This window comes from Enterobacter cloacae complex sp. 677-3DZ2D5B, from assembly GCF_004136695.1.
In the GTDB taxonomy this organism is placed as follows: domain Bacteria; phylum Pseudomonadota; class Gammaproteobacteria; order Enterobacterales; family Enterobacteriaceae; genus Enterobacter; species Enterobacter hormaechei_C.
The window spans coordinates 122263-134478 of the sequence record NZ_QFLS01000016.1 but is presented as its reverse complement, the minus strand read 5'-3'; the positions used below and the strand labels follow the sequence as shown (position 1 = coordinate 134478).

Genomic DNA, 12216 nt, shown 5'->3' with positions numbered 1-12216 from the left:
TGGTATGGCAGGGTCATCCATGCCTGTTTAGCGGCCATCACCTCATGTCTGTTCGCTGTCTGGTCACAGGGAAAGAACGCAGAACTGAAACGACAAGACGGATTGAGTGACAAGCCCGGAATCTAGCAACTTCACGCACTGTTTATGTTAACAACGGGAAGTATCGGGTAAAACAAGATTCAAACAACAAGATATGTTTAAAACGTAGTCATAGCTAACTTAGCACGACTAAAGCCGGGCGTCCAGATCTCGCCGTTAATTAGGCGCTCTGGACGCTCAGCTGAGAAACCTTACGCCAGGTTAGCGTCCAGGAACTCTTTCAGTTGACCTTTGGACAGTGCGCCCACTTTGGTCGCTGCCACGTCACCGTTCTTGAACAGCAGCAGGGTCGGGATGCCACGGATACCGTATTTTGGCGCGGTGCCCGGGTTCTGGTCGATGTTCAGCTTGGCAACGGTCAGTTTGCCCTGATATTCGTCAGCGATTTCATCCAGAATCGGAGCGATCATTTTGCAAGGACCACACCATTCAGCCCAGAAATCAACGAGGATCAGCCCGTCAGCTTTAAGTACGTCCGTGTCAAAACTGTCGTCAGTCAGGTGAATAATTTTATCGCTCATATATAACTCCACAGGAATAAGCCTGGTACGTTGGTTTTGTCTCCACCAACGACGTGTTGATGTCGCATTAACCAACTAAAGGTTGACTTTATTTCACCGGATACGCTTTCGTAAAGCAATAGTAAGCTGATATTCTACCACACTATGAGCAAAACACATTTAACAGAACAGAAGTTTTCCGACTTCGCCCTGCACCCAAAGGTGATCGAAGCCCTTGAAACTAAAGGGTTTCATAACTGCACGCCCATTCAGGCTCTCGCCCTGCCGCTGACGCTGGCCGGTCGCGATGTTGCAGGGCAGGCGCAAACCGGTACTGGCAAAACGATGGCGTTTTTAACGTCAACGTTTCATTATTTACTTTCTCACCCAGCGATTGCAGACCGCAAAGTTAACCAGCCGCGCGCGCTAATTATGGCCCCGACGCGAGAACTGGCGGTACAGATCCACGCAGACGCTGAGCCCCTGGCGCAAGCCACCGGCCTGAAACTTGGCCTGGCCTACGGCGGCGACGGCTACGATAAACAGCTGAAAGTACTGGAAAGCGGCGTCGATATCCTGATTGGGACCACCGGCCGTCTTATCGACTACGCCAAACAGAACCATATCAACCTCGGCGCAATCCAGGTCGTGGTGCTGGATGAAGCAGACCGCATGTACGATCTGGGCTTCATTAAAGACATCCGCTGGCTGTTCCGCCGTATGCCTGCGGCAAACCAGCGTCTGAACATGCTGTTCTCCGCAACCCTGTCATACCGCGTACGTGAACTCGCATTCGAGCAGATGAACAATGCGGAATATGTGGAAGTAGAACCGGAGCAGAAAACCGGGCACCGCATTAAAGAAGAGCTTTTTTATCCTTCTAATGAAGAGAAAATGCGCCTGTTGCAAACCCTGATCGAAGAAGAGTGGCCGGATCGCGCGATTATCTTCGCGAACACCAAACACCGCTGTGAAGATATCTGGGGACACCTGGCGGCAGATGGTCACCGTGTGGGTCTGCTGACCGGCGACGTGGCGCAGAAAAAACGCCTGCGCATTCTCGACGAATTTACTCGTGGCGACCTTGATATTCTGGTCGCGACCGACGTGGCGGCCCGTGGCCTGCACATTCCAGCCGTGACGCACGTCTTTAACTATGATCTGCCAGATGACTGTGAAGACTATGTACACCGTATCGGTCGTACTGGTCGTGCAGGCGCAAGCGGTCACTCCATCAGCCTTGCGTGTGAAGAGTATGCGCTGAACCTTCCGGCCATTGAGACCTACATCGGTCACTCTATTCCACAGAGCAAATACAATCCGGAAGCGCTGTTAAGCGAGTTGCCGCCACCTAAGCGCCTTACACGTCCACGCTCCGGCAATGGCCCGCGTCGTTCCGGCGGTGCACCGCGTAATCGTCGTCGTTCAGGTTAAGAAAATATGCTCAGCTCCACCTCGCTTTATGCGGCAATTGATCTCGGTTCGAATAGTTTTCATATGCTGGTTGTGCGCGAGGTGGCGGGAAGCATACAAACGCTGACGCGCATTAAGCGCAAGGTCCGCCTCGCGGCGGGCCTGAGCAGCGATAATCATCTCTCCCCGGAAGCCATGGAACGTGGCTGGCAGTGTCTGCGTCTGTTTGCAGAACGTTTACAGGATATCCCGCTCAGTCAAATTCGCGTTGTTGCCACGGCGACCCTACGTCTTGCGGTTAACGCTGGCGATTTCATTGCCAGAGCACAGGAAATTCTGGGCTGTCCGGTGCAGGTCATCAGCGGTGAAGAAGAAGCGCGTCTGATTTATCAGGGTGTGGCGCATACGACCGGCGGCGACGATCGTCGTCTGGTGGTCGATATCGGTGGCGCCAGTACCGAACTGGTCACGGGCACAGGCGCGCAGGCGACGTCACTGTTCAGCCTGTCGATGGGCTGTGTGACCTGGCTGGAACGCTACTTTACCGATCGAAACCTTGCCAAAGAGAATTTTGACGAGGCGGAAAACGCGGCGCGTGCGGTCCTGCGCCCGGTCATGGACGAACTGCGCTATCATGGCTGGAAAGTGTGTGTCGGCGCGTCCGGAACCGTGCAGGCGTTGCAGGAAATCATGATGGCACAGGGGATGGACGAGCGGATCACGCTTGCCAAACTCCAGCAGCTTAAACAGCGCGCCATCCAGTGTGGTCGTCTGGAAGAGCTTGAAATAGAAGGGCTGACGCTTGAACGCGCGCTGGTTTTCCCCAGTGGGCTCGCCATACTGATTGCCATTTTCACCGAGCTTAATATCCAGTGTATGACCCTGGCAGGCGGTGCGCTGCGTGAAGGTCTGGTCTACGGAATGCTGCACCAGTCGGTCGATCAGGACATCCGTAGCCGTACGCTGCGTAACGTTCAACGCCGCTTTATTGTGGATACCGACCAAGCGCAGAGAGTGAGTCAACTGGCGTCACAGTTTGCCGATCAGGTGAAAAAAAGCTGGGATATTGAACCGTTAAGCCGCGATCTGTTGCTAAGCGCCTGTGCGCTACATGAAATTGGTCTCAGCGTGGAGTACAAGCAGGCACCGCTGCACGCGGCCTGGCTGGTGCGTAATCTCGATTTGCCGGGTTATACGCCCGCCCAGAAGAAGCTACTGGCCACCCTGCTGCTGAATCAGACTAACGCCGTCGATCTCTCTTCCCTTCACCAGCAGAACGCTGTGCCGCCGCGCGTGGCGGAGCATCTGTGTCGTCTGCTTCGGCTGGCGATCCTGTTTGCCAGTCGGCGTCGAGATGATTTGCTGCCAGCCATTACGCTGGCGGCAGACGATGAGAAACTGACGCTGACGCTACCGGAAAACTGGCTTGAGGATCATCCGCTTGGGGCGGAACTGATTGAGCAGGAGTACCAGTGGCAGAGCTATGTGCACTGGGCGCTTGATGTGAAGTGACCCTTGAAGCGTGCCGGGTGGAGGCTTCGCCTTACCCGGCCTACAAATAGTTATCCCTTCTCTTTGGCTTTTGCCAGCATCGCGCGAATGTTTGCCACGTTTGCCTGCCCTTTATGCATACGCTCTTCAGCGGTAATGACTTTACGCTCCTGCTCCCAGATAAGATCGTCCTGAGGCAACTCCAGCAGAAAACGGCTCGGCTCCGGGCGCACCAGCTCACCATACTGACGGCGCTCTTTGCACAGCGTAAACGTCAGCTCTTTCTGCGCACGGGTGATCCCAACGTAGGCCAGACGGCGCTCTTCGTCGACGTTATCTTCATCAATGCTGCTCTGGTGCGGCAATAGGCCCTCTTCCATCCCCACCAGATAGACATAAGGGAACTCCAGCCCTTTCGAGGCATGTAACGTCATCAGCTGAACCTGATCGGCCTCTTCTTCGCTTTCCCCGCGCTCCATCATATCGCGCAGCGTGAAGCGGGTGACCACCTGCGTCAGGGTCATGGGCTCGTCAATCTCAGATCCTTCAAGCATTTCGGTCATCCAGCTGAAGAGCTGGTTAACGTTTTTCATGCGCATCTCTGCCGCTTTCGGGCTGGCGGAGGTTTCATACAACCAGGATTCGTAATCAATGCCGTGGATCAGATCGCGTACTGCCGCCACAGGCTCGCGCTCAGCCAGACGCTGCACCTCACCCAGCCAGTGGGTAAAGCGGGTTAAGGCCTCATAGCCGCGCCCGGTCAGGGTCTGGCTCAGCCCCATATCGAAGCTGGCGGTGAACAGGCTTTTGTTGCGGGTCATCGCCCATTCACCCAGCTTTTGCAGCGTCGCAGAGCCAATCTCGCGCTTCGGCGTATTTACAATGCGCAGGAAAGCGCTGTCGTCATCCGGGTTGGTCAGCACGCGCAGATAGGCCAGCAGATCCTTGATTTCCGGACGCGAAAAGAACGACGTACCGCCGGAGATTTTGTAGGGGATGCGGTTCTGCATCAGCATCTTTTCAAAGACGCGCGACTGGTGGTTACCGCGATAGAGGATCGCGTAATCCTTGTATTCAGTTTTGTTGACGAAGTGATGGGCAATCAGCTCGCCGGTTACGCGCTCCGCTTCGTGCTCTTCGTTATTGGCGCTAAGGACTTTCAGCTCGGTGCCGTAACCCAGTTCGGAGAACAGGCGCTTCTCAAAGACGTGCGGGTTATTGGCAATCAGGATGTTCGCCGCCTTCAGGATACGCCCGGAGGAACGGTAGTTCTGCTCCAGTTTAATCACCTGCAACGCCGGGAAGTCTTTGCTCAGCAGCACCAGGTTCTGCGGACGTGCGCCACGCCAGGAGTAAATCGACTGATCGTCATCGCCTACGACGGTAAAGCGCGCACGCTGCCCTACCAGCAGCTTTACCAGCTCGTACTGGCTGGTGTTGGTATCCTGGTATTCATCCACCAGCAGGTAACGAATTTTGTTCTGCCAGCGCTCGCGCACCTCTTCATTCCGCTGAAGCAGCAGCGTCGGCAGCAGGATCAGATCGTCGAAATCCAGGACGTTACAGGCTTTCATATGCGCGTCGTACAGGCCATAACAGTGGGCAAAGATGCGGTCGCGCTCGCCTTTGGCGCTTGCCGCTGCCTGGGCCGGCGTCATCAGATCGTTTTTCCAGTTCGAGATCGTCGAGATCAGCTGTTGCAACAGCACTTTGTCATCTTCGATCAGCCCTTCCGTTAGCTCTTTAAGCAGCGCCACCTGGTCGGTGTCATCAAAGAGAGAAAAGTTGGACTTCATGCCCAGCGCCGCGTATTCGCGCTTGATAATATCCAGACCCAGCGTGTGGAAGGTGGAGATCATCAGCCCGCGCGCCTCTTTACGGCCCAGCGTCTGGCCGACGCGCTCTTTCATCTCACGCGCCGCTTTGTTGGTAAAGGTGACCGCCGCGATATGGCGCGCCTGGTATCCACAACCCCGAATTAAATGGGCGATTTTGTTGGTGATCACGCGTGTTTTACCGGATCCCGCTCCCGCCAGCACCAGGCAGGGTCCGGTGACGAATTCGACAGCTTGTTGTTGTCCGGGGTTTAAACGCATAAATGATCACTCAATGAAAGTCGGGAGAGGAGGAAAAACGCGTGGTAGTATACCGACCGTAAACTAGTCGACTCAAGGCACGATCATGGCAAAAACAGCAGCAGCACTGCATATCCTTGTTAAAGAAGAGAAACTGGCACAGGATCTGCTCGAACAGATTAAAAACGGCGCCGACTTCGGCAAACTGGCGAAGAAACACTCGATTTGCCCGTCAGGCAAACGCGGTGGTGACTTAGGCGAGTTCCGCCAGGGCCAGATGGTCCCGGCGTTTGATAAAGTGGTCTTCTCCTGCCCGGTGCTGGAGCCAACCGGCCCACTGCATACGCAGTTCGGCTATCACATTATCAAAGTGTTATACCGCAACTAATCAAAAGCCCGGTGCATTGACTCACCGGGCTTTTTTATTTGGCTGTTCCGGCGTTCAGATGCCGTCGCCGTATTCGAAGGTGTGGTGAATACCGTTAAAGTGCTGATCCATATCCATCGACGGCTTATCGCTGTCTGGCTTACCGACGATGCGCGCCGGGACGCCAGCGGCGGTGGTGTGCGGCGGTACAGGCTGGAGCACAACCGACCCCGCGCCAATCTTCGCGCCGCGTCCGACTTCAATATTGCCGAGGATTTTAGCACCCGCGCCAATCATCACCCCTTCACGAATTTTCGGATGGCGATCGCCGCTGGTTTTACCGGTACCGCCCAGCGTAACGGATTGCAGGATCGACACGTCATCTTCGATCACCGCCGTTTCACCGACAACAATGCCGGTGGCGTGGTCGAGCATGATCCCACGGCCAATTTTCGCCGCCGGATGAATATCGACCTGGAAGGTCACGGAAACCTGGTTTTGAAGAAAGATGGCCAGCGCGCGGCGTCCCTCATTCCATAACCAGTGGCCGATGCGGTACGCCTGTAAGGCGTGGAATCCTTTGAGATACAGTAGCGGCGTGGAGTATTTATCCACCGCCGGGTCACGCGTGCGCACGGCCTGAATGTCGCAGGCGGCAGAAGCAATCATCTCCGGATCTGCGGCGTAGGCCTCTTCCACCACCTCGCGAATGGCAATAGCAGGCATGATAGGGGAAGCCAGTTTATTGGCGAGCATATAGCTCAGGGCGCTGCCGAGATTTTCGTGCTTAAGTAGCGTCGCGTGATAGAAACTGGCCAGCATGGGCTCACAGTCGGCCAAAGCTCGGGCTTCGGCTTTAATATTATTCCAGACGATATCCAGTTCTTCACACGGCATTGCTTGCTCCAGACGATAGTTAATGACCAGCCAGTTCTGCGCTGGCTGGGTCATTCAGGTGACGATACTTCCCGGCTAATTGCTGCTGCGCTCGTCCTTGCGCGCACGACCTAATAAGGTCAATGCTGCCTCGCGCGCATTTTTTCCGCAATACAATACCTGATAAATTTCCTCGGTTATTGGCATTTCGACACCGAAACGGTGCGCCAATTCGCGAACTTCTTTGGTATTGCGATAGCCTTCAACCACCTGACCAATCTTCTCCTGCGCGCTTTTTACATCGCTGCCCTGTCCGAGCATCATGCCAAAGCGGCGGTTACGCGACTGGTTATCGGTGCAGGTCAGCACCAGGTCGCCCAGCCCAGCCATTCCCATAAAAGTGGCCGGATCGGCACCGAGCGCTTCGCCCAGGCGGGACATTTCGGTCAGACCACGGGTGATCAACGCCGTACGCGCATTCGCGCCGAAACCGATGCCGTCAGACATCCCGGCCCCGATGGCAATGACGTTCTTCACCGCGCCGCCCAGCTGCACGCCGATAAAATCGGGGTTGCTGTACACGCGGAAGCTTTTGCCGCAGTGCAGCAGTTGCTGAAGATCGTCTGAAAATGCCTGGTCGGTGGACGCCAGCGAGATCGCCGTCGGCAAGCCCGCAGCCAGCTCTTTGGCAAAGGTCGGCCCCGAGATCACCGCCAGCGGGATCGCTGTTCCCAGCGCTTCGCGGGCAACGTCCTGCAACAGACGTCCGGTTTCCGCTTCCAGCCCCTTCGTCGCCCACACAATACGCGCATCCGCACGCATCAGCGGCTTAATCTGACGCAGGACTTCGCCAAACACGTGGCTTGGCACCACAATCAGAATATTGCGGCTGGCCGCCAGCGCGGTCGCGAGGTCGCTTTCCAGATAGAGAGAGTCAGGGAACGGAACGTCCGGGAGAAACGCCACGTTGCAGCGGTCGTGTTGCAACGTCGCGATATGTTTTGGATCGTGGCCCCACAGGACCACGTCGTGACCATTTCTTGCCAGCGTGATGGCAAGAGCGGTGCCGTAAGAGCCGGCACCGATCACAGTCATTGACGCATTAACAGTGCTCATCAGGCATCCTGATGTTGTTCGGCACCTTCGCCAGCCTGCTGCTGTAGATAGTTCATGAACAGCGCATCAAAGTTTACTGGCGCGAGGTTCAGTTGCGGGAATGTACCGCGAGAAACCAGGCTGGTGATGCATTCACGCGCATACGGGAACAGGATGTTCGGGCAGTATGCACCCAGGCAATGCGCCATCTGGTTACCTTCGATGCCGCCGATGGAGAAGATACCGCCCTGCTGAACTTCGCACAGGAACGCAGTTTCTTCGCCCAGAGAGGCGGTCACGGTGACACGCAGTACGACTTCATACACATCATCCGCCAGCTGGGTGGATGCGGTATCCAGATCAAGTTTAACCTCTGGCTGCCAGTCTTTCTGGAAAACGTGCGGCGCATTTGGCGCTTCGAAAGAGACATCCTTGGTGTAGATGCGCTGGATCTGGAAAGTCATCTCGGTGTTATTTTGTTCTGACATGGAAAAACCCTTTTTAATTGTCCTAAAGTCTCTAGCTCAGCAGCGGATCGAGTCCACCACGGGCGTCGAGCGCATACAAGTCATCACAGCCGCCAATGTGCTGCGCATCAATAAAAATCTGTGGAACCGTTGTGCGACCACTGCGTTGGATCATCTCTTCGCGTTTAATCGCGTCACCATCGATCGGCAGTTCCTTGAACGTTACGCCTTTGCTGGACAGCAGCGCTTTCGCTCTGTGGCAGAACGGGCACGTTGCTTTGGTGTAGATCTCAATATTGGCCATCACTTAACTCCTTATTTACCGCGCACTAAAGGAAGATTCTCCCCGCTCCAGCCGGAGATGCCTTCTTTCAGCACCGTTACGTTTTCAAAGCCTGCTTTATGCAGTGCGTTGGCAGATTCCTGCGCCTGCATGCCAGTGCCGTCAACAACAATAATCGGCTGGGCTTTATGCTTCTCCAGCTCACCAATGTTGTTCGCTTTAATTTCCGCTGGCAGCAGGTTGATAGCACCTGCAATATGGCCCTTGCGGAAATCGTCGCGCTGACGCAGATCGACAACCACGGCGTCCTCTTTGTTGATCAGACGTGTCGCTTCACCGCGGGTGATCACCTTAATTTTAGACGTCAGTCCTTTAAATGTGGTGAACAGTACAGCGACCAGCAGGCCAATCCACGCGATGCTCAGAACCGGGTGGCGGCTAACGAATTGCATAATTTCTTGCATGGGGGGTAACAACTCCCGACTAAGTGATTAAAAAAACCAGGACAGGAGTATACCTGTGCGCTGTGGCAAATACAGCCAGCGACATAAAGCTAATCTATTTTCTGCGGCATGCCACGTAAAAAAAGCCTCAAAATGGCCTGAGAACAGCCTTGCCCCCGCGCTTTCTTTGATCTTCTGCGGCTATTTTATCGATTCAGCTGTAGTAAAATTACGCAAATTTTTTGTCTCTTGAGCATGAGGTTGTCGCAATGTCGGTTTCTAAAAAACCTATGGTACTGGTGATTCTGGATGGCTATGGCTACCGTGAAGATCAACAGGATAACGCCATTTTCAACGCCAAAACCCCGGTTATGGATGCGCTATGGGCAAAACGTCCCCACACCCTGATTGATGCGTCTGGCCTGGAAGTGGGTCTGCCGGATCGTCAGATGGGCAACTCAGAAGTGGGTCACGTTAACCTGGGTGCGGGCCGTATCGTTTATCAGGACCTGACGCGCCTGGACGTTGAAATCAAAGAACGTACATTCTTTGCCAACCCAACGCTCACCGGAGCGGTTGATAAAGCCGTTGCCGCAGGCAAGGCCGTTCACATTATGGGTCTGCTCTCTGCGGGCGGTGTTCACAGCCACGAAGATCACATCATGGCGATGGTAGAACTGGCCGCTGAGCACGGTGCGGAAAAAATCTATCTGCACGCCTTCCTGGATGGTCGCGATACGCCGCCACGCAGCGCAAAAGGTTCTCTTGAAGCGTTTGAAGACAAATTTGCCGCACTGGGCAAAGGCCGCGTGGCGTCCATCATTGGTCGTTACTATGCCATGGACCGCGACAACCGCTGGGACCGCGTTGAGCAAGCCTATGATCTGCTGACCCTGGCAAAAGGCGAGTTCCAGTTCCCGACCGCCGTTGAAGGCCTGGAAGCGGCTTACGCGCGTGATGAAAACGACGAATTTGTGAAGGCAACCGTGATCCGCGCTGAAGGCCAGGCCGATGCCGCCATGGAAGATGGCGATGCGCTGATCTTCATGAACTTCCGTGCCGATCGCGCGCGCGAAATCACCCGCGCCTTCGTCAACAGCGATTTTGACGGTTTCGCCCGTAAGAAAGTGGCGAAGATTGATTTCATCCAGTTGACCGAATATGCAGCGGATATCAAAGCCCCATGCGCGTATCCGCCCGCCTCGCTGGCAAACACCTTCGGCGAGTGGATGGCGAAAAATGACAAAACGCAGCTGCGCATCTCCGAAACTGAGAAGTATGCGCACGTGACATTCTTCTTTAACGGCGGCGTAGAAGAGCCGTTTAAAGGCGAAGACCGCATCCTGATTAACTCACCGAAAGTCGCCACTTACGATCTCCAGCCAGAAATGAGCTCTGCGGAGCTGACCGAAAAACTGGTGGCCGCGATCGAAAGCGGTAAATACGACACCATCATCTGTAACTATCCGAATGGCGATATGGTGGGCCACACCGGCGTGATGGAAGCAGCCGTTAAAGCGGTTGAAGCACTGGACCACTGCGTTGAGCAGGTTGCGAAAGCGGTTGAATCCGTAGGCGGCCAACTGCTGATTACCGCTGACCACGGTAACGCAGAACAGATGCGTGACCCGGCAACCGGTCAGGCACATACCGCCCATACCAACCTGCCTGTTCCACTGATTTATGTGGGTGATAAATCAGTGAAAGCAGTGGAAGGCGGCAAGCTTTCCGACATCGCGCCAACCATGTTGTCGCTGATGGGTATGGAAATCCCTGAAGAGATGACTGGCAAGCCGCTGTTCATCGTGGAATAATCGCTCCCCATGAGGGGAAAGGCGATTTTTTCAATCACATGGGTCGTGAAGCCGCTTCGGTTATCAGTCAGACCTCTGCTTTGCGCCAGCGCACTCAGCGCTGGCGTATTGCTGTGCGCCGCATCCGCCCATGCGGATGACCGCGATCAGCTTAAATCCATTCAGGCCGATATCGCCGCCAAAGAGCGTGCGGTACGTCAGCAGCAACAGCAGCGCGCCACCCTGCTCGCCCAGCTTAAAAAGCAGGAAGAGGCCATTTCCGCCGCCGCGCGTAAGCTGCGTGAAACACAAAACACCCTTGCCCAGCTCAATAAGCAAATCGATGAAATGAACGCGTCGATTGCGAAACTGGAGCGTCAGCGCGATGCCCAGGAGCGGAACCTTGCTGCACAACTTGATGCTGCTTTCCGTCAGGGTGAACACACAGGCCTTCAGCTGATCCTCAGCGGTGAAGAGAGCCAGCGAGGTCAGCGTTTACAGGCCTATTTCGGCTATCTTAACCAGGCGCGTCAGGAGACCATTGCGCAGCTGAAACAGACGCGCGAAGAAGTCACCACGCAAAAAGCCGAGCTGGAAGAGAAGCAGAGCCAGCAGCAAACGCTGCTCTACGATCAGCAGGCGCAGCAGGAGAAGCTTGAGCAGGCGCGCAATGAGCGTAAGAAGACGCTCGCCGGGCTGGAGTCCTCTATCCAGGCAGGACAAAGCCAGCTGAGCGAAATGCGCGCCAACGAATCGAGACTGCGTAACAGCATTGCCCGGGCAGAAGCCGCGGCCAAAGCGCGCGCCGAAAAAGAAGCGCGCGAAGCGCAGGCGGTGCGTAATAAGCAGCAGGAAGCCTCCCGGAAAGGCACCACCTACAAACCGACTGAAAATGAACGTTCCCTGATGTCCCGTACCGGCGGCCTCGGCTCCCCGCGTGGTCAGGCTTACTGGCCCGTTCGCGGTACGATCCTGCATCGCTATGGCGAACAGTTGCAGGGTGAGCTACGTTGGAAGGGGATCGTTATCGGTGCGTCTGAAGGTAGCGAAGTGAAAGCCATCGCCGATGGCCGCGTGATCCTGGCCGACTGGCTACAGGGTTATGGGCTCGTGGTGGTGGTTGAACACGGTAAAGGCGACATGAGTCTTTACGGCTACAACCAGAGTGCGCTGGTCAGCGTTGGCACTCAGGTGCGCGCGGGTCAACCCATTGCCCTTGTGGGCAGCAGTGGCGGTCAGGGCCGCCCGTCACTCTATTTCGAAATTCGTCGTCAGGGTCAGGCGGTCAATCCACAGCCGTGGTTGGGAAGATAA

12 protein-coding genes are annotated in these 12216 nt (G+C 55.5%); 5 read left to right on the top strand and 7 right to left on the bottom strand.

All coding sequences use genetic code 11. From position 1 onward, the window contains the following. Window positions 1–290: 290 nt before the first annotated feature. A complete protein-coding gene (gene trxA / locus DD597_RS20725; RefSeq protein ID WP_006812392.1) occupies window positions 291–620 on the bottom strand; it encodes a thioredoxin TrxA in 330 nt (109 codons plus the stop codon). Between the two features lie 144 nt (window positions 621–764). Here trxA and rhlB point away from each other — a divergent pair, with 144 nt between their 5' ends. Both rhlB and gppA read left to right on the top strand, forming a co-directional pair. Continuing rightward, a complete protein-coding gene (gene rhlB, locus DD597_RS20720; protein ID WP_003860827.1) occupies window positions 765–2033 on the top strand; it encodes an ATP-dependent RNA helicase RhlB in 1269 nt (422 codons plus the stop codon). Window positions 2034–2039: 6 nt separating this feature from the next. Continuing rightward, entirely contained in the window at window positions 2040–3524 is a 1485-nt protein-coding gene (gene gppA / locus DD597_RS20715) for a guanosine-5'-triphosphate,3'-diphosphate diphosphatase (RefSeq protein ID WP_003860828.1), read from the top strand. Between the two features lie 50 nt (window positions 3525–3574). Here gppA and rep read toward each other — a convergent pair whose 3' ends face one another. Continuing rightward, entirely contained in the window at window positions 3575–5599 is a 2025-nt protein-coding gene (gene rep / locus DD597_RS20710) for a DNA helicase Rep (RefSeq protein WP_003860830.1), read from the bottom strand. A gap of 85 nt (window positions 5600–5684) precedes the next feature. Here rep and ppiC point away from each other — a divergent pair, with 85 nt between their 5' ends. Continuing rightward, a complete protein-coding gene (ppiC, locus tag DD597_RS20705) occupies window positions 5685–5966 on the top strand; it encodes a peptidylprolyl isomerase PpiC (protein WP_006812396.1) in 282 nt (93 codons plus the stop codon). Between the two features lie 54 nt (window positions 5967–6020). Here ppiC and cysE read toward each other — a convergent pair whose 3' ends face one another. The 5 genes from cysE to DD597_RS20680 form a co-directional block, all read right to left on the bottom strand. Next, window positions 6021–6842: a serine O-acetyltransferase gene (gene cysE, locus DD597_RS20700; protein ID WP_022646641.1), complete on the bottom strand. Its 822-nt coding sequence runs from the start codon at window positions 6840–6842 to the stop codon at window positions 6021–6023. Window positions 6843–6917: 75 nt separating this feature from the next. Continuing rightward, window positions 6918–7937 (bottom strand): NAD(P)H-dependent glycerol-3-phosphate dehydrogenase, encoded by a 1020-nt coding sequence (gene gpsA / locus DD597_RS20695; protein WP_006812398.1) that lies wholly within the window; start codon window positions 7935–7937, stop codon window positions 6918–6920. Next, entirely contained in the window at window positions 7937–8404 is a 468-nt protein-coding gene (secB, locus tag DD597_RS20690) for a protein-export chaperone SecB (RefSeq protein ID WP_003860835.1), read from the bottom strand. Before secB ends, gpsA begins: the two co-directional genes overlap by 1 nt. 31 nt (window positions 8405–8435) lie before the next feature. Continuing rightward, complete coding sequence (gene grxC, locus DD597_RS20685) at window positions 8436–8687, bottom strand: glutaredoxin 3 (RefSeq protein WP_003860837.1); 252 nt, start codon at window positions 8685–8687, stop codon at window positions 8436–8438. An 11-nt stretch (window positions 8688–8698) separates the two neighbouring features. After that, the gene (locus tag DD597_RS20680; RefSeq protein WP_003860840.1) at window positions 8699–9130 is read right to left on the bottom strand and encodes a rhodanese-like domain-containing protein; all 432 of its coding nucleotides are present in this window, start codon (window positions 9128–9130) and stop codon (window positions 8699–8701) included. A 248-nt stretch (window positions 9131–9378) separates the two neighbouring features. Here DD597_RS20680 and gpmM point away from each other — a divergent pair, with 248 nt between their 5' ends. Continuing rightward, entirely contained in the window at window positions 9379–10923 is a 1545-nt protein-coding gene (gene gpmM / locus DD597_RS20675; protein WP_129256554.1) for a 2,3-bisphosphoglycerate-independent phosphoglycerate mutase, read from the top strand. A gap of 33 nt (window positions 10924–10956) precedes the next feature. After that, window positions 10957–12216: a murein hydrolase activator EnvC gene (envC, locus tag DD597_RS20670; protein WP_026094345.1), complete on the top strand. Its 1260-nt coding sequence runs from the start codon at window positions 10957–10959 to the stop codon at window positions 12214–12216.